The sequence below is a fragment of the Pseudofrankia asymbiotica genome, assembly GCF_001983105.1.
Classification (GTDB): Bacteria; Actinomycetota; Actinomycetes; order Frankiales; family Frankiaceae; genus Pseudofrankia; species Pseudofrankia asymbiotica.
Map to the genome: position 1 here is coordinate 1 of NZ_MOMC01000076.1, position 17,865 is coordinate 17,865.

14 protein-coding genes are annotated in these 17,865 nt (G+C 73.1%); 8 read left to right on the forward strand and 6 right to left on the reverse strand.

Annotated features, from left to right (window positions below; all coding sequences use genetic code 11):
• Together BL253_RS31860 and BL253_RS31865 are read left to right on the forward strand one after the other, a co-directional pair.
• Positions 1 to 379, forward strand: a 379-nt coding sequence (locus tag BL253_RS31860; RefSeq protein ID WP_198946483.1) for a transposase, incomplete at its 5' end; no start/stop codon positions are given.
• A gap of 394 nt (positions 380 to 773) precedes the next feature.
• Positions 774 to 2,720, forward strand: coding sequence for a RiPP maturation radical SAM C-methyltransferase (locus BL253_RS31865; protein WP_076821042.1), 1,947 nt, complete (start codon positions 774 to 776; stop codon positions 2,718 to 2,720).
• Between the two features lie 59 nt (positions 2,721 to 2,779).
• Here the strand turns inward: BL253_RS31865 and BL253_RS31870 are convergent, their stop codons facing one another.
• The 6 genes from BL253_RS31870 to BL253_RS31895 all read right to left on the reverse strand — a co-directional run bounded on the left by BL253_RS31870 (position 2,780) and on the right by BL253_RS31895 (position 9,013).
• Entirely contained in the window at positions 2,780 to 3,988 is a 1,209-nt protein-coding gene (locus BL253_RS31870) for an ATP-binding protein (RefSeq protein WP_131831618.1), read from the reverse strand.
• A gap of 101 nt (positions 3,989 to 4,089) precedes the next feature.
• Positions 4,090 to 4,251, reverse strand: coding sequence for a hypothetical protein (locus tag BL253_RS42555; RefSeq protein WP_158230456.1), 162 nt, complete (start codon positions 4,249 to 4,251; stop codon positions 4,090 to 4,092).
• Between the two features lie 86 nt (positions 4,252 to 4,337).
• On the reverse strand, positions 4,338 to 6,293 hold the full coding sequence (locus BL253_RS31880) for an asparagine synthase-related protein (RefSeq protein ID WP_076821047.1): 1,956 nt from the start codon (positions 6,291 to 6,293) through the stop codon (positions 4,338 to 4,340).
• Positions 6,277 to 6,762: a lasso peptide biosynthesis B2 protein gene (locus BL253_RS31885; protein WP_241835321.1), complete on the reverse strand. Its 486-nt coding sequence runs from the start codon at positions 6,760 to 6,762 to the stop codon at positions 6,277 to 6,279. Before BL253_RS31885 ends, BL253_RS31880 begins: the two co-directional genes overlap by 17 nt.
• A gap of 41 nt (positions 6,763 to 6,803) precedes the next feature.
• Positions 6,804 to 7,208 (reverse strand): PqqD family protein, encoded by a 405-nt coding sequence (locus BL253_RS31890; protein ID WP_076821088.1) that lies wholly within the window; start codon positions 7,206 to 7,208, stop codon positions 6,804 to 6,806.
• Between the two features lie 95 nt (positions 7,209 to 7,303).
• The gene (locus tag BL253_RS31895) at positions 7,304 to 9,013 is read right to left on the reverse strand and encodes an ATP-binding cassette domain-containing protein (protein WP_076821089.1); all 1,710 of its coding nucleotides are present in this window, start codon (positions 9,011 to 9,013) and stop codon (positions 7,304 to 7,306) included.
• Between the two features lie 665 nt (positions 9,014 to 9,678).
• On the opposite strand from BL253_RS31895, the gene BL253_RS31900 reads away from it, so the two are divergent.
• The 6 genes from BL253_RS31900 to BL253_RS31925 all read left to right on the forward strand — a co-directional run bounded on the left by BL253_RS31900 (position 9,679) and on the right by BL253_RS31925 (position 17,768).
• Complete coding sequence (locus tag BL253_RS31900) at positions 9,679 to 10,791, forward strand: nucleotidyltransferase family protein (RefSeq protein WP_076821050.1); 1,113 nt, start codon at positions 9,679 to 9,681, stop codon at positions 10,789 to 10,791.
• Between the two features lie 432 nt (positions 10,792 to 11,223).
• Positions 11,224 to 11,832, forward strand: coding sequence for a choice-of-anchor P family protein (locus BL253_RS31905; RefSeq protein WP_076821052.1), 609 nt, complete (start codon positions 11,224 to 11,226; stop codon positions 11,830 to 11,832).
• A 237-nt stretch (positions 11,833 to 12,069) separates the two neighbouring features.
• Entirely contained in the window at positions 12,070 to 12,810 is a 741-nt protein-coding gene (priA, locus tag BL253_RS31910) for a bifunctional 1-(5-phosphoribosyl)-5-((5-phosphoribosylamino)methylideneamino)imidazole-4-carboxamide isomerase/phosphoribosylanthranilate isomerase PriA (RefSeq protein WP_076821054.1), read from the forward strand.
• Positions 12,807 to 13,571 carry an imidazole glycerol phosphate synthase subunit HisF gene (hisF, locus tag BL253_RS31915; protein WP_076821055.1) on the forward strand — a complete coding sequence of 255 codons (765 nt, stop codon included), beginning with the start codon at positions 12,807 to 12,809 and terminating at the stop codon, positions 13,569 to 13,571. Before priA ends, hisF begins: the two co-directional genes overlap by 4 nt.
• A 163-nt stretch (positions 13,572 to 13,734) precedes the next feature.
• Positions 13,735 to 15,771, forward strand: a complete 2,037-nt coding sequence (locus BL253_RS31920; protein WP_076821057.1) for an ABC transporter ATP-binding protein — start codon at positions 13,735 to 13,737, stop codon at positions 15,769 to 15,771.
• Positions 15,768 to 17,768: an ABC transporter ATP-binding protein gene (locus BL253_RS31925; RefSeq protein ID WP_081438899.1), complete on the forward strand. Its 2,001-nt coding sequence runs from the start codon at positions 15,768 to 15,770 to the stop codon at positions 17,766 to 17,768. The genes BL253_RS31920 and BL253_RS31925 overlap by 4 nt, the downstream gene beginning before the upstream one ends.
• Positions 17,769 to 17,865 lie beyond the last annotated feature (97 nt).

Genomic DNA, 17,865 nt, shown 5'->3' on the forward strand with positions numbered 1-17,865 from the left:
AGGCCGCACCGGCGAGCCGAAGGCGTTCGCCTGGACCGACTACCGCGACCTGGTCGTGGAGGCACACCGCCGGCTGGGCCGACCTGTCGTGCTCGTCTGGGACAACCTCAACCGGCACACCTGCGCCGAGATGACCGCGTTCGCCGCCGCCAACGAACGGTGGCTCACCGTGATCCRCCTACCCGCCTACGCCCCCGACCTCAACCCCGTTGAGAACGTGTGGTCCCTGCTCAAACGCGGCGAGCTCGCCAACCGCCTGTTCACCGACGTCGACCACCTCGCCGGCCACATCCGAACCGGCCTGGGCCGCATCCAGCACCACCCACACCTGCTCGACGGCTGCCTGGCCGCCACCGGCCTGACCCTGGAACCAGCATGATCAGCGGAATCGACACCACGGATTAAAGCTCGTTAGCRCCCGCGCGAGCCGGCACGCCCTTCCACCCCGGATATTCCGACGCCGGGCGCACGGCTGCCGGTGTGACTGGTGGGGCCGGGCGGCAAATGTCGGCGTCAACCGCGCTGGAGCCAAGGTGGCCGAATCCATGATTCGGGTGACTCCGCGCGGTGACGTGGCCGCCGGCACGCCGGATCACATCCGTGTCGGGCGGGAACAGGGGCGCTAGGGTTTGCGCGTGGCTTTCGGGCCAGGCGCGGGCGCCAACGTTTCTGTCCGCGTCCACCACCCGCATCCCATTAGGGCGTTCATCGCGGCGTTGGTTCGGGCGCCAAGCTGGAGGAACCGTGGGCGACAACCATTTGGGTGATTTCCTATGAAGGTACTGCTCGTGAGCATGCCCTTCGGGGGTTTGCGGCCGGCTATTGGCATAAGCCTGCTGGCGGTCCGTCTCAGGGAGATCGGCGTCGAGGCGTCCTGTCTCTATCTCAACGTCCGGTTCGCCGGTAGGATCGGCGTCGACACATATGAACAAATCGCGGAGACGACGTCGAGTTCGACGCTGGCCGGCGACTGGGTCTTCGGGGAGGCCGGCTTCGGGCACCGGCCCCATGCCGACGAGGCGTATCTGGCGACGCTTGCCGGCCGGCTCGGCCGCTCGTCCGAGGAGATCGAGGCGCTGGTACGTGCCCGCGCCGCCGCGGCGGACTTCGTCGACGAGGTCGAGCGGGAGGTCGACTGGGGTGCCTGGGACATCGTCGGATTCACGTCCACGTTCAACCAGAACGCGGCCTCGCTGGCGTTGGCCAGGCGCATCAGGGAGCGTGGCCCGGCCCCATTGATCGCCTTCGGCGGGGCGAACTGCGAGGGCGAGATGGGGTTGGCGCTGCACCGCGCCTTCGGCTTCATCGACTTCGTCTGCTCCGGTGAGGCCGACCGCACCTTCCCCGAGCTCGTCTCGAGGGTGGCGTCCGGGGCGGACGACTTCGACATCCCGGGCGTGATCTCGCKGCGGGGGGACACGAGCCACTATGTCCGCCTGACGCCTGAACCGGTGCGAGACCTCGATGAGGTGCCGGTGCCCGAGTATGACGACTACGTCGCCCAGACGCGGCGCTGGCTGCCGGCGGACGAGCGCGGACCGGTCGTGCTGCTGGAGGCGTCGCGAGGCTGCTGGTGGGGGGAGAAGAGCCATTGCACCTTCTGCGGCCTCAACGGGCAGTTCATGAAGTTCCGGAGCAAGAGCGCCGACCGGGTGCTGCGGGAGATCACAACCATGGTCGACCGCTACCGGCCGCGCTACATCCAGATGGTCGACAACATTCTCGACATGGGGTACTTCAGCGATCTCATCCCGAAGCTGCGCGACAGCGGCCTCGAGGTCGGCATGTTCTTCGAAGTGAAGTCGAACCTCTCCAAGGACCGTGTCCGTGCCCTCTACGCCGCCGGTATCCGGACGCTTCAGCCCGGTATCGAGAGCCTCAGCGACCCGATTCTTCGTTCCATGCGCAAGGGGACGACCGCGCTGCAGAACGTCCAGCTGCTGAAATGGTGCCGGGAGGTCGGGATCGAGGTGCAGTGGAACCTGCTGTACGGGTTCCCGGGCGAGGACCCCGCGGAATATGTCAAGATGTGTGGCGTCATCGACGCCATCGGTCATCTGCAGCCGCCGGTCGTCGTGAGCGCGGTGCGTCTTGACAGGTTCAGCCCCTACTTCGTCGAGGCCGACTCCCTCGGCATTCGGAACATCCGCCCCATCCGCGCCTACGAGCACGTGTACGACCTGCCGGCCGACCTGCTGGCGGGCCTGGCGTACTACTTCGAGTTCGACTATGCCGACGGCCGTGACCCCGAGGACTATGCCGGCGGAATCCGRGCGGCGGTGGGCCGCTGGCGCGACAACCTCGGCGGTGGTGATCTCCTGTACGCGGACCACGGCGGCAAGCTCGTGATCTGGGACCTTCGCGCGGGCGCCCGTCGTGAGATCACGGTGTTGACCGGGCCGATGCGGGAGGCTTTCCTCTTCTGCGACCGCCATCGTGCCCGACGCGAGGTCGAGCGCCTGCTGCGCGAGCGGGGACTCGCCGAGGACGCCGCCGGGGCGTTTCTTACCGGGCTGGTCGACGACCGGCTGATGCTCGAGATCGACGGCAGGCTGCTGAGCCTGGCGGTCATGGTCGTGCCCGCCGACCCGGATCCCGGCGCTCGCGGGTTCGTCCCCCAGATGCGGCAGCCAGAGCTTGACCCCGCCGGCGCTCGCGAGCCGAGCGCCGACATGCCGATGGCCGACGGTCGTCGCACGCTCCCGGTGACGCTGGCGTGACGCGGACGGATTGCCTGCGCCGGGGCGAGCACGAGGTGGCGCTCGGGCCGACCGGTGGGTTAGGCAGCGGCCGCGAAGGCGGCCATGAACCTGACGGCGTCGTCGAGCGCGGCCGGGGTGTGCTGGTAGGCCAGGCTGGCGAAGGTGACGCCCTGCGCCCACTGGGTGAGAAAGCGGAACTCCACAGCAGCGCGGCCTACCGTCATCCCGCTGGTTCGTACCAGGCCCGCGCGCAGTACCAGGAGGCCCTCGGCTGGGCGCAGAGGCGCGACGGCGACCGGTGAGGACGGCGCCGAGGCACCGTCCTCACCGGCTCCGGCCGCTCCAGCGGCGTCTGTCATGTCCACGGGAGTACCGGCACCGGCGCGGGCCCTGGACCCGTCCGGGGGGTCGATCCTGACGACCGCGGCCACCGGCACCGGACGATCGGCATTTCCGGCGACCACATGGCGGCTCTTGGCCCCGTAGTGGGGCAGTGGGATTCCGGCACCCAGGCCGAGCAGCCGGCTGGACTCGTCCCAGAGCCGTACCTCGCGGCTGCAGGACAGCACCCGCGCCCTGCGCGGGCTGTGCTGGCTGGCGCCGCCGGAGGGGCGCGCGCCGAGCGGGCCGGGATCCTCGTCGTCCGCGAGCCGCAGCACGGCCGAGTCGTCGCCGAGCAGCGGCCAGCCGATCCGGTGGTGCAGCGCGGCGGCGAGAGTGGACTTGCCCGCCCCAGATGGGCCGCAGAGCAGCAGGGCGCCCGCGGGGCTGACCAGCGTGGCGGCGTGAAGCACTTCGGTATCGGGGCGGCGTGCGAGCGCCCACGGAACGACGGTCGCGACGAGGTAGTCCGTCTCGGCGGTGTGCGGCTCACCGCACAGGTGCCAGTCGACGGTGCCATCGGCGCGGAGGGTGAAGGCCGACAGGCCGTCCGCGGCCAGGACATGGCGGCCGCCGTCGGCGACGCGCACCTCCAGCGGGCCGCGAGGAGTGGGAATGCGGGCCACGGATCCGTCTCCGGGGACGGGTCGCGCCGACCGCCGGACGACGACGGGCAGGCCCGCGGGTCGCGGATCCGGGCCGTCCTCCACCAAGTACCGGTGGTACCCGGGAAGGACGAGGTCGCAGTGCACCTCGACCGCGCCGAACCGGTACCGGTGCGGCAGTGCCCCGCCGGCACCGGTACCGGATGTTCCGAGCCGCGCAGCGGACCCGGCCGTCGAGGGAAGGCCGTCGCCGTGCGCTGATGCGCCACGCGCTCGGCACTGGCACGGCGGCGTATCCATCTGCGTGCGACCTCTCTCCCCGCGGCTGGCCGGCGTACTGCCGGCCGTTGGTGTTTCGTCCGCGTGCCTACTGGGCCCCACGCGCTGGGCGCGGCACGGGCCTAGGAAAGCGGCAGTGTGCCGATGAACTGGTCAGGGTTGAGGCTGAGGCCCAGGTTGCCGGTCTGCACGGCAAGGCTGCCGTGGCAGGTGAGGCTCGGCTTCTCGTAGCCTTCTCGGGGGTTGGTCCGTGCCTCGGTGGCGCTGGGCTGCAGGGCGGTCATCGCACTCTCCAAGGTAGGTGACTGTCATGGCTGATCGTAGCCATGTGCTCCGGTTTAATTACGGAGAGTAGCAGTCGATCTCTCGTCTAGAGCCGTACGCCCGTGTTGGCGAGCCACGTGTCGGCGGCGAGCACGTTCCAGAGGGCCATGAGCCCCCCGTACCGCGGGTTGGCGGGCGCGCGGCCCGCGCGGGCGGCGGCCGCGGCCTCGTTCCAGGCCCGGTCCGCGACGTCGACGTCCACCCAGCCGCCAGTTGCCAGTGGGCCGCCGGCCAGCAGCCCGCGGACCCCACCCGCGGCGTCCACCGCGTCGACCAGCGCTGGGAGGAAATGCACCTTCCCGACCCGGTCGCGCACCAGCTCCGGCAGCGCGTGGCCCGCCGCCGCGCGCAGCACGGCCTTGTTCATGGGCTGATACAGCGTCGCTCCTGGTATCGACAGCGCCGCCTCGATCACCCGGCGGTCATGCAGCGGGTGCCGCCAGTCGAGACCGGCCGTCGCGAACATCGCCCGCGCCGGATCGAGCAGCCGCTGCGCGGCCCGGTACGCCACCGGATGCCACCGGTTCTGATGGTCCGCCGAGGCGAACGCCGCGGCGTCGGCGGCGGCCGCGGTGGCGATCCGGTCATCGATGCCGAGATGGCGGATCCGCTCCGTCCGGATCCACGGGGGGACGGCGTACACCGCGCCCGGCTCGGGAAGGTGGCGTACGTCGGCCCGGTCATGGAGGAAGGCGGCGGCGGCCAGCGAGCGGGTGGTACGCGCCAGCGCGAGCAGCTGCCGGGGGCCGGTCACCGGGCCGAGCTGGCGCAGCAGTATGCCGAGCCGGCCCGCCCGCATCAGGTCTGGCAGGTGCCCGCGGCGGCGCTGGAACCAGTCGTCGCCGCCCTCCCCGGACAGCAGGACGCCAAGCCCCTCGCGCCGCGCGGCTTCCCGGACGGCGTCGGCGAGCGCGGCGTTGGCCCCGGGCGGCAGTTCGAGGGTCTCGGCGCTCCAGGCCCGCCACTTGTCCCAGTCGTAGGCGTCGGGCTTGACCCGCAACACGGGCACGCCGAYGTGCTCCTCGACGGCGTCGATCCACGGTGACTCGTCGTGCGGCTGGCCGGGAAACACCATGCTGATCGGCACCAGCCGGATGGGCCCGCTCGTGCTGGAACCACCGCCTCGCGCCAGGTCGGCCACGACCCCGGCGACCGTGCTCGAGTCCACGCCGCCGGACATCGAGACGCCAACGCCGCCGTCCGCCGCGTCCGAGCAGCGTGCGGCGTCGGCCACCGCGGCCCAGAGCGCCCGCCGCGCCGGCTCGGCCGCCACCTCCACCGGCACGGGCGCAAGCGGCGGGACGATGGAGTACAGCGAGGTGAACGGGCGGCGGACGGGCCGCTCTCCGGCCCGCGCCCGGATCTCGACGAAGTGGCCGGCGACCACGCGCTCGACCCCGCGCAGAAGCGTCTCGTGCTCGGCGGACTGGCCGAGCACGAGCATCGTCTCGACGAGCAGCGGCTCGTTGGCCTCGAGTGGGATGCCCGCGGCGCGCAGCTGGGCGAGGTCGGTGGCGACCAGCACCCGATCGGCGTCGTGATACCACACGAGCTTGCGCAGGCTGCGCGGCGGCCGAGCCAGCACCAGCCGCGCCGTTGCCTCGTCGAACACGAGCGCCGCCCAGTCGCCCAGCAGCCGGTCGAAGCAGGCGACGCCGAGCCGTCCCCAGCTCGCGGCCAACCGGCCGGACACCCGCCATTCCTCCTTCCCGCCGGCCTCCACGCCCGCGGCCTCACCGGGCTGCTCCCTGGCCTCGCGAGCCGGGAGCCCGGCGCCGGGCGGTGACCAGCCGTCGACGACGGCGAGCACCCCGCCCGCGGGATGAGCGAGATCGGCGGCCGGCCCGAGCGCCGGGCCGGCCGCCGCCGCGACGGCCAGCGGCCCGACGGCCCGGGTACGAACGGTGCCCGTCGTCGGGGTGGCCGAGGCGGCGAGCATCCGTTCGGCGAGCGAGGTCGTGGCTGGCTGGCCGTCGAGGCGAAGCTCAGCGCAGAACGTCATGGTTCGCTGCCTCCTCGGGCTGGGTCTGGTGCCGGATCTGCGGGGCCACCGGGTGGTGGCTCATCGGAAAGGTGGCGATCGGCTGGAACAACGCGGTCGGGTCGGCGACCTCGCCGTGGACGGCGCCGTCGAGCTCGACCCAGGCATGCGCCGCGAAGCGGCTACCGGCCTTTCGCCGTACCCCGACGACGAGAGTCGCGCGCCGTCCCACCGAGGCCGCCAGCCAGCAGCGCAGCAGTGACCGGGGCAGGCAGCCCTCCGAGCCGCGCCAGGCGGCGCCAGCCTCGGCGGCTAGCTCGTCGAGCCGGTCGGCGGTGAGCGCGTGACGCCCAACCGGGAACCACCAGGCCGTGGGCGAACCGGCGGCCCGCCCCGCGGCGGCGACCAGTACCGGCAGCGGCCGGCGCCGCACCGCGATCTCGATAGCTCCGGCGGCGAGCCACAGCTGGGCTCTGACCGCGTCGTCCATGGCGATTGCCGTGCGCCGGCGTACCGGCCGGCCCGCCGTGGTCATGCCGGCTGAGGGGCCAGAACCACGAGGCCGCGACGCAGCAGCTCGTCGAGCAGCTCGTGCAGGTCCCGCTCCGCCTCGGATGCCTCGACCAGCCACCTGTCGGTGACGGCGGCGGCTGCCCGCCGCACGGCCGCGCCGCGGGGGACAGCCGCCGTGCCGAGCTGGCGCCACAGATACGCTCCGGTCTCGTTCAAGGCGAAATAGGACCCATCGGCCGGATGCAGAAGGACGATCTCGTCGTCGAGGTCGGCGTTGTGGACTCCTGGGCCGATCCGGACCTCGTCCAGGTCGTCGGGCCGCGGTGGCGGCGCCTCGGCTCGTCCGTCGGCCGGGGCGGGGCGGGCGGGCCCGTCGGTGGCTGGCTCTCGGTGTGGCGGGGCCTGGCGGTAGCTGTCCAGCATCGGTACCTCCGTCATGGGGGCCGAGACCACCGCCGGCCCACGACCTGGCCGCAGGGCGCGTGTAGGTCGTCCGTCGTCCCTGCTGATGGTGACAATCAAAGCACTCTCTGTGCTTCTTTCGGCGTGTAGACGCTCGCCTGCAGCAACGCGTCGCGGAAGTACCCCACCGTCCCCGCGAGGTCCGCCGGGCTCGCGAGCGCCACGAGCCGGCCGTGCTCCAGGACCGCGATCCGGTCGCAGTCGAGCACCGTGGACATCCGGTGCGCGATGATCACGACCGTGGTGGCCGGGTCGGCCCTCGCCACGGCGGTCAGCAGCGCCTGCTCGGCGGCTGCGTCCAGGGCGCTGCTCGGCTCGTCGAGCACCAGCAGGTCGACGGGCCGGACCAGTGCCCGCGCCAGCGCCACCCGCTGTCGCTGCCCACCGGACAGCGCGGCGCCATGCCGGCCGGTGGCGTGGTGGATGCCGTCTGGCCAGGACGCCAGCTCGGGACCGAGCCCTGCCGCCCTCGCCGCGGCCAGGACGGCGGCATCGCTGATTCCGGCTCGTAGGAAGCGGACGTTGTCGGCGATCGTGCCACTGATCATCGTGGGGTCCTGGCCCACGGTGGCGACCCGGCCAAACCAGTCATCCGAGTCGATCTCCGCTCGGTCGACGCCGTCGATGAGGATCTTCCCCGCGCTCGGCTCCAACAGGCCGAGCAGGAGGCGGGCGAGCGTGCTCTTCCCTGCGCCGCTGCGCCCGACGACGCCGAGCCGCTCGCCTGGGCGCAGGGCGAGGTCGAGTCCGGCCAGCGCGGGCCGCCCTCGGCCGGGGAGGTCGTCGCGATGGCGGACCTCGACACCGGTCAGCGCAAGTCTGGCGGCGCCTCCCTGTGGGTACGCACGCCGTCCCGGCGCCCGGGAAGGCGTCCAGCTGGCCAGGCGCTCCTCCACCCGATCCACGTACGCGAGGCGCTCGCGGATCAGGTGCACGGTCGCACCCAGCGCCGACGCCTGTGCCAGGCAGCGCATCGCCAGCAGGATGACCAGGCCGAGGGTCGGCAGCGCCAGGTCACCGAGCCAGAGCACCACCAGCAGGACGACGGTCAGCGCGAGCACGGCGAGGTCACGGGTCAGCCGGGGCGTCACGGTCGCCTGGAACATCGTCTCGCGGTGCAGCCGGCCGGCGAGCTCGGCCCGTTCGGCGAGCGCCGCGGCCTGCGCGTCGCGGACACCGAACACCCGCAGGTCGGCCACGACCAGGGTGGTCTCGGTCAATGCCAGGCCGAGCCGGCTGCCGGCCTCGGTCGCCCGTCGGCTGGCCGTCCTGGTGTGCCGGCCGCCGAACCGGGCGCAGCCGCCGACCACCCCCACGACGACGAGGAGCGCCCCGGTGGCCAGCGGGCTGACGAGCAGGGCCGCGGCGGCGAACGTGGCCAGCCGCAGCGACCCGGCGACCGCGTCCGCGGCGTGCTGGGCGCCCACCGCCACCTGCCCCGCGTCGCTGGTCGCGAGTTCCTGCAGCCGGCCGGTCGGCTCCGCGCGCTGTGCCGGCCAGTCCGCGTCGAGGTAGGCGCGCGTGAGCCGGCCGCGGATCGCGGTGAGCGCGGCCGCGCCGACGCCGGTGGTCACCCGGGCCGCCAACACCGTGACGGCGGCGGAACCGGCGGCGACGAGCAGCGCCGCGGCGGCGAGGGGTCCGCGCCCGCCGGCCAGCCAGCCGGGCAGCGCCCAGCCCGATCGCGCCTGGCCGGCGGCCAGCGCGATCAGGAAGGTCATCGCGAGGAACTCCAGCACCCCAGAGAGCACTCCGAGCAGCGCCATGGCGGCCACCCGGCGGCCCGGCCTGCTTACTCCGGTCGTGGCGCGTTCCCACCAGCGACGAACGCGGGCGCCGGTCGGTCGAAGGCGAGGGCGGGCGGGTGTTGTCATGCCGGGAAGATAACTATCAATCATCGATCGGATACGTTAAGTAATCGATGGTGTCGCCACCCGCTCGGGGCGCGCCGCCATCCGGCAGGTCGGGCCAGGCGGGACGACACGTTGGGGCGGCGATCGGGGTTGGCGAGGCGTCCGGCGTCGTGCCCGCCGGGTCGGTCGGGGCGGGCCGGCCGTCGAGATGGAGTTCTCCGCGGAAGCTCATGGCGTGCTGCCTCCGATGGGTCGCAGTGGGTAGCTGGCGATCGGAGGGGACGCGGCAGGGTCGGTATCGCCAAGGGATAGAGGATGGCCAGTGGTCATCGATCAGTTACGATAGGTAACTGACGGTGCTCTCCGTGGGGCGGCCCGCTCGGTGGCATCCGATGGGCGATAGCTGGCCCGTCGGACGCTCCGCGGGTGGCACAGCGGGAGGCTGGCACCGCGACAGGCGATGCGCGGAACCGGATCGTCGGCCGTGCCGGCGGTCGAGGCTGCCGGGCCGCGGGCCGTGGCAGACCGCGTCGAGAAGCGTCCAGAAGCGCGCAAGCGCGCAAGCGCGAGGAGCGGGGATGTCCGTGCCCATACGACGGTCGGCGCCGGCGGGCGCGATCCCACCGGATGGTGGCTCGAACGACGTGCGCCCGACGTGTCCGTCGGTCCTCGCCGGGCCGTCGGGCCCCCCCAGCCCGGACGCGACGGACCGCGTCGCGCGAGCCGCCCGAGCCCTGGCCCAGGACGCGGCGGACGCCCTGCTGATCGAACGGCTGCACCGGGCCGGCATCCGGCCCATGTTGCTCAAGGGGTCGGTGACTGCGCGCCGGCTGTATCCCGGTGAGCACCGTCCCCGGGCGGACTGCGACCTTCTGGTCCACCCCGCCCAGTTCGCCCAGGCGCGGGCGGTCCTCGTCGCCGCGGGGCTGCGTCCCTATGATCCGTGCCCGTACGCCCAGATGTTCGGGCACCCGACCGGGCAGGCAGTCGACCTGCACTGGACGCTCCCGGTGGCGACCGTACGCGCCGAGCGGCTGTGGGCGGTGCTGTCCCGGCACACCGCCGAGTTCCGGCTGGGCGGGACCGTCGTCGCCACGCTCGACCTGCCCGCGCACGCCTGCCACCTGGCGATTCACGCGATGTCCACGCCCGCCCGGTCGCAGGCAGCGCGCCGCGACCTGGATCGGGCGGCCGCGCTGGTCCCGCTCGTGACCTGGCGGGAGGCGATGAGGGTCGCCGACGAGCTCGGCGCGCGGCCGGCGGTCGTCGCCGCGTTGCGGACTGGCTCGCCGGGTTGCCGGCGGCTCGCGGACGCGTTGGGACTGCCGGTGCGGGTGCCGTTCGCGCAGCGGTTGTGGCTGGCGGACACCAGCCTGCTGCTCACCGCGCGGCAGGTGCTGCGTGCCGCGCCGGCGGAGCACCGCAGGGTGATGCTCCGCCGCTGGTTGCTTCCGACGATGGCTGAGATCGCGCTCTGGGGCGAGCGGCCGGAGGTCCGGGCTTCGACACCGACGGTGCTGCCCCCGCTCGGGCGGATGCTGTGGTACCGCGTCCGTCAGGTCGTGGTGTTCGCGGTCGCGATCCACCGCGCGGCCCGCGCGCCGGCCGGTTCCCGCCGTCCCGACGAACCGGCGCTGTCCGCCCCGAGGCCGCCCGACACGTACCCGCCCGCCGACCTGACCGTCGCCTGACGTGGGCTCGCCGCCAGTGCGGCGAGCCCACGTCACGCTCCCACGTCACGCTCCCACGTCACGCTCCCACGTCACGCTCGCGTCGAGTTTCGGAGTATTGCGGCGTCTTTATCGCCAGGTCTCCACGGATCGGCGGGATTCTCTTCGCTCTCTCCGCGACGCGGCGCGGGTGCGGCGAGGTGAGGAGGCGAGGAATTTCGACGCCAGTTTAGTTCCGTCGAAATTGCGGCGGATATGCGTCGATAAAAGTCCATCATGTTGATGGGCGATGAACCTCCTTTTTCGCTCGTAACCCCTGCCCGGGTACCGCGCGCGTTACCTTCGGCCGGGGAACAAAGTCCCGACACCGCCTAGCCAGGCCCGAGTTAATTGGGGCCGCGGCCGCGCGAGGGCGTACCCGGTCGTTTCTGAAAACCGCGGAAAGGAAATCTCATGAAACTGTGGACTCGACGTGCGGGGCGTTGCGCCTGCATTCTCGCGCTCRCCGTCGGCGTGGGGCTCGTGGCGGCATCCCCCGCCTCCGCCGCGCCGCCGAACAGGGGAATCGGTCTTCAGCTGACCGGGATCATTCCCGGTGTCCCGTTCGTCGCCAGCTCCTACCCGGGCTCCTCGCCGAACCATGCCGGGAGCGTCAACCTGCCGTCGCTGCTCACCACCGGCGTCGTTGACACCGCCGCCGGCCCGACGAACGCGAGTGCGAACGTCAACAACCTCGCCTTCAACCTGACAACGGTCGCGGCCCTGAACGCCGGCACGCTCGCGTCGAGCTGTTCCTTTGACCCGTCCACTGGCGCGGTGACCGGGAACGCCCAGCTCGAGAACGCGAAGATCGTCGTCCTCGGGGCGCCGATCGGTATCGCGCCGAACCCGGATCCGAACACCATCCTTGCCATCCCCGGTGTGGCCACCCTGACTCTCAACCGGCAGAGCACCGCGCCGGACGGCACGCTGACGGTCGACGCGGTCGCGGTCAGCCTGTTCGGTGGCCTGGAGAACGTGGCGGTCGCGACGTCGACCTGCAACAAGGCCAGTCTCGCCTGAGKAACAACCCGAGATGCCTCGGCACTGCCCCGGCGACCCCCCGGCGTAGCCCAGGCTGAAGGGGCGTGGAGCGACCATCGGCGGCACGCATTTGATACGTGGCCTGTTCGGCAAGCCACCCGCATGCCGCCGGTGGTCCCCTTCCATCCGTCCTGCCTGCCCGTACAGGCCCCACACCCGTCCCGCGCTGGGTCTCCGCCGGTCCGGGCCTGGTCCGCGGACCCGTAGGGTGGTCGCGTGACGCTCACCCTGCTGCCCGCCGTGGACGTCGCCGACGGCCTGGCCGTTCGGCTGGTCCAGGGCGAGGCCGGATCGGAGACCTCGTACGGCGACCCGCGCGACGCCGCGCTCGCCTGGCAGCGCGACGGCGCCGAGTGGATCCATCTCGTCGACCTGGACGCGGCCTTCGGCCGCGGCTCCAACCGGGAGCTGATCGCCGAGGTGGTCCGCTCCCTCGACGTCGCCGTGGAGCTGTCCGGCGGGATCCGCGACGACGACTCGCTGGACGCGGCGCTCGCCACCGGCGCGGCCCGGGTGAACGTCGGCACCGCCGCGCTGGAGAACCCGGACTGGGTGCGCCGGGCGATCGACCGGGTCGGCGACCGGATCGCCGTCGGGCTGGACGTGCGCGGCACGACGCTGTCCGCCCGCGGCTGGACCCGTGACGGTGGCGAGCTGTTCGACGTCCTCGCCAGGCTCGACGCCGACGGCTGCGCCCGCTACGTGGTCACCGACGTCCGCCGCGACGGCACGCTCACCGGCCCGAACCTGGAGCTCCTCGCCGCGGTCACCACCGCCACCGACCGGCCGGTCGTCGCCAGCGGCGGGGTGTCGTCGCTCGCCGACCTGACCGCGATCGCCACCGTCCCCGGTGTCGAGGGCGCGATCATCGGCAAGGCGCTCTACGCCGGCGCGTTCACCCTCCCGGAGGCGCTCGCCGTCGCCGGCGGCGAGACCGCGGCGGGCGCCCGGCGATGAGCGTCGCGGTCCGCGTCATCCCCTGCCTGGACGTCGACGCCGGCCGGGTGGTCAAGGGCGTCAACTTCACCGGTCTGCGCGACGCCGGCGACCCGGTCGAGATGGCCCGCCTCTACGACGCCGAGGGCGCCGACGAGCTGACCTTCCTCGACATCACGGCCTCCAGCGGCAACCGGGAGACGACCTACGACATCGTCCGGCGCACCGCCGAGCAGGTCTTCATCCCGCTGACCGTGGGCGGCGGGGTGCGTGCCGCGGACGACGTGGACCGGCTGCTGCGCGCCGGGGCGGACAAGGTCGGTATCAACACGGCCGCGGTCGCCCGCCCCGAGCTGCTGCGTGAGTGCGCGCTGCGGTTCGGCAGCCAGTGTGTCGTGCTGTCCGTGGACGCGCGGCGCTCGCCCGGCCAGGACGGGCCGCGCTTCGAGGTGACCACCCACGGCGGCAGGAAGGGCACCGGCATCGACGCCGTCGCCTGGGCGGCGCGCGCGGTCGAGCTCGGCGCCGGCGAGATCCTGCTCAACTCGATGGACGCCGACGGCACCCGCGACGGCTATGACCTCGAGATGATCGCCGCCGTCCGCGCGGAGGTGGACGTCCCGGTGATCGCCAGCGGCGGGGCCGGCGAGCTCGCCGACTTCGCCCCCGCCGTCTCCGCCGGCGCCGACGCCGTGCTGGCCGCCAGCGTGTTCCACTTCGGCCACCTCCGGATCGCCGACGTCAAGGAAGCCCTGCGCGACGCCGCCGTGCCCGTTCGCTAGGCCCCGTTCGCCAGGCCCCGTTCGTCCGGCCCGAGCCACCTGGCGGCCGCGTGGGAGTACGCGGCCCGTTCCTGGTGTTGCAGGGTGGATGTCACGCGCCTGTCACCGGGCTGTAGCGAAACAGCGGCCGGGCGGGCGTGCGCGCGTTGGTGAGAGGAGAGAGGTGCCCGCACCTGGTGACGTCCCGGACGAGCCGCCGAACCCCGGCGGCCACGTCGTCGACCACCTCAACCCTCCCGGGTTCGCCCGGTCGGCGCTCGCGATCGACGGGACCCGCTCGGTCATCCAGCGCGGGCTGCGGATCCTGCTGCTGGCGGTGCGCGAGGAGCGGCGCCTGTTCGCGCTGTCCGTCTTCGGCAGCGCGCTGTTCGGCCTCGCGACGGTGGCCAGCTCCTACGTCCTCGGCGAGGTGACGCAGCGGGTCATCGTCCCGTACCTGCGCGACGGGCATGCCGCCTGGGGGAGTGTCGTGACCGCCGCGTCGCTGGTGTTCGCGGTCGGCGCGACCCGCGCCGTCGGGATGTTCTTCCGCCGGTTCGCGGCCGGCGTGCTGCAGTACCGGATGCAGGCCCACTACCGGCGCCGTGTCACCCGCCAGTACCTGCGGCTGCCACTGGCCTGGCACCAGCGGCACTCCACCGGCGCGCTGCTGTCGAACGCGAACGCCGACGTCGAGGCGCTGTGGGCGCCGATCGCGCCGTTCCCGTTCGCGGTCGGTGTGGTCGTGATGCTCGCCGCCGCCATCGCCCTGCTGGTCGCGACCGACCCGCTGCTCGCCGCCGTCGGTTTCGTCGTCTTCCCGCTCGTCGGTGTCCTGAACCTCACCTACTCGCGGCTGGTCTCGCCGCTGTTCGCCAGGGTGCAGGAGCTGCGCGCCGAGGTGAGCGCCGTCGCGCACGAGTCGTTCGACGGCGCGCTCGTCATCAAGACCCTCGGCAGGGAGGCCGACGAGACCGTCCGCTTCCGCCGGTCCGCCGAACAGCTGCGAGACGCGATGATCCGCGCGGGCCGGGTCCGCGGGGTCTTCGACCCACTGATGGAGGCGCTGCCCAACTTCGGCGTGCTCGCCGTGCTCGTCGTCGGCGCGCACCGGATCGGCTCCGGCGACCTGTCGGTCGGTGACCTGGTCCGGGTGGCCTACCTGTTCACGCTGCTCGCCTTCCCGATCCGGGCGATCGGCTGGGTGATCAGCGAGATGCCCCGCTCGGTGGTCGGCTGGGGCCGGGTGTCCGCGGTGCTGACAGCCGAGGGCGAGCAGGAGTTCGGCACGGAGCGCCTGGCCGGCACCGGCCCGGCCACGCTGCGCCTCGAGGGCGTCGGCTACCGGTACCCCACCCCGGCCCCCGCCCCCGCCCCCGTCGGCGCCGCCGGCGGCACGGAACGGCCCGGTGGCGACGAGGAGACGGAGGCGGCCGCGGCGCTCGCGGAGGTCACCTTCGAGGCACGTCCGGGCAAGGTGCTCGCGGTCACCGGGCGCACGGGCGCCGGGAAGTCGACGCTGGTGAGCCTGCTCGCCCGCCTCGTCGACCCGGACACGGGCACCGTCCGCCTCGACGGCGCCGATCTGCGCGACCTCGCCGCCGACGAGGTCACCTCCGCGGTCGCCCTCGTCGCCCAGCAGGCGTTCCTGTTCGACGACACGGTCCGCGCGAACATCACCCTCGGCCTCGACCTGTCCGACGACGCCGTCTGGGAGGCGCTGCGCCTCGCGCAGGCGGACCGGTTCGTCGAGGCCCTGCCGAGTGGCCTGGACACCGAGGTGGGGGAGCGCGGCACGACCCTGTCCGGCGGCCAGCGCCAGCGGATCTCGCTCGCCCGCGCGCTGGTCCGCCGCCCACGGCTGCTCGTCCTCGACGACGCGACCTCCAGCGTCGACCCGCGGGTCGAGGCGTCGATCCTCGCCGGCCTGCGGGCGCTCGGCTCGGCGGGGTCGTCGACCGTGGTCGTCGTCGCCCACCGCCGGGCGACGATCGCGCTCGCCGACGAGGTGGTCTACCTGGAGTCCGGCCGGGTCGCGGCGCATGGCCGGCACGACGAGCTGCTCGTCGGCTCGCCCGGCTACGCCGAGCTGCTCACCGCCTACGAGCGCGCCGCCGCCGACCTGGAGGCGCCGACCGGATCGGACGCGCCGGCGGACCTGGGCCTGGACACGGACGACCCCCGCCACGGCGACGCGTTCGACGAGGAGGTCCTGTCATGACGGCCGCCACCCCGCCCGTCCGCGGCGACGAGCGGCCCGAGGTGGACGGACAGCCCGTGAGCGCGTCGGCCCTGCCCGCTCCGGCCGCCCCGATCCCGCCACAGCGCGCGGCGGCGTCGACCGCCCCGGCCGGCGACGACGCGCCCGACTCGGCTGACGCGCGCTCGGCGCGGGAGGGCCTGTGGAGCACCGCCCGGCGGCTGCGCCGGCTCGCTCCGCAGGCGACGAACGGGATCGGCGTGACACTACTGCTCGCCCTGATCGCCACCGTCGGCAAGATCGTCATCCCGCTGACCGTGCAGCAGACGCTCGACCGCGGCGTCAGCGGTGCGGACGGCGTCGACCTGGGCCTCGTGCGTACCGCCGTCACGATCGCGGCGGTCGCGATCGTGGTCACGGCGACCGCCACCTACGTGATGAACGTGCGGCTCTACAAGGTCTCCGAGGGAGCGCTCGCGACGCTGCGGGTGCGCGCGTTCCGGCACATCCACGACCTGTCGATGCTCACCCAGGCGACCCAGGCCCGCGGTGGCCTGACCGCCAGGGTCACCACCGACGTGGACCAGATGTCGCAGTTCCTGCAGTTCGGCGGCGTGATGCTGGTCGTCTCCGTCGGCCAGATGATCGTCGCGACCGTGCTGATGCTGGTCTACTCGTGGCCGCTGACGTTGCTGGTCTACGTCTGCTTCGTCCCGATGGTGTTCGCGACCCGCGGCTTCCAGCGCCGGCTGTCCACCCGGTACGCCCTGGTGCGCCGGCGGGTCGGGGACATGCTCGGCGCGGTGTCCGAGTCCGTGGTCGGGGCGCACGTGGTGCGCGCCTACGGCGCCCAGCGGCGCACCGCCATCCGGGTCGACGACACCGTCGAGGCCTACCGCTCGGCGCAGAGCAGGGCGCAGGTGCTGGTCGCCGTCGTGTTCTCGGCGGGCGAGCTGGTCAGCGCGGTCGCGCTCGGCGGGGTGGTGCTGCTCGGCGTGAGCCTCGGTGTAGGCGGCCACCTGTCCACCGGCCGGCTGGTGGCGTTCCTGTTCCTGATGACGCTGTTCGTCATGCCGGTGCAGATGCTCACCGAGGTGCTCAACGACGGCGCGAACGCGCTGGCCGGCCTGCGCCGCGTCCTGGACATCCTGGACACTCCCAGCGACGTCCGCGATCCCGCCGAGCTCGACGTCGGCGGTGAGGGCTCGGGCGGCCCCGCCGGTTCTGACAGCTCCGGCGGCTCCGGCGGCTCCGGCGGCCGGGACCTGCCGCCCGGCTCGCTCGACGTGACCTTCGACCAGGTCACGTTCCGCTACCGGACAGGCCCGCCGGTCCTGCACGGCATCGACCTGCGGATCCCGGCCCGCGCCCGGGTCGCCGTGGTCGGTGAGACCGGGTCGGGCAAGACGACGATCGCCAAGCTGCTGACCCGGCTCATGGACCCGACCGCGGGCGAGGTCCGCATCGGCGGGGTGCCCCTGACCGAGGTGCGCTTCTCGTCCCTGCGCGGCCGGGTGGTCATGGTGCCGCAGGACGGTTTCCTCTTCGACGCGACGGTCGCCGACAACGTCCGCTACGGCCGGCCCGGTGCCACGGACGAGGAGATCACCGCCGCCTTCGAGCGGATCGGCCTCGCCGACTGGCTCGCGGGCCTGCCGGCCGGGGTGCGCACGGCGGTCGGCGAGTCCGGCGGGCTGCTGTCGGCGGGCGAGCGCCAGCTCGTCGCCCTGGCCCGCGCCGAGCTCGCCGGCCCCGACCTGCTCGTCCTCGACGAGGCGACCTCCGCCGTCGACCCGGCGACGGAGGTCCGCATCGGCCAGGCGCTGCTCGAGCTCACCCACGGCCGCACGTCCGTGACGATCGCCCACCGCCTGTCCACCGCCGAGACGGCCGATCTGGTGCTCGTCATCGACGCCGGCCGCGTCGTCCAGCGCGGCACCCACGCCGACCTCGTGACCCAGCCCGGCGTCTACCAGCGCCTGCACGAATCCTGGTCCGCCGGCATCGCCGTGTTGTAGCGGTGGGCATCGCTGCCACGCGGTGGTCGGCCAGCTGCCACATGGCCGAAGGTTTTGCTGGTCGGTAACCATCCGGGCGCGCCGGGTCCGGATGGCC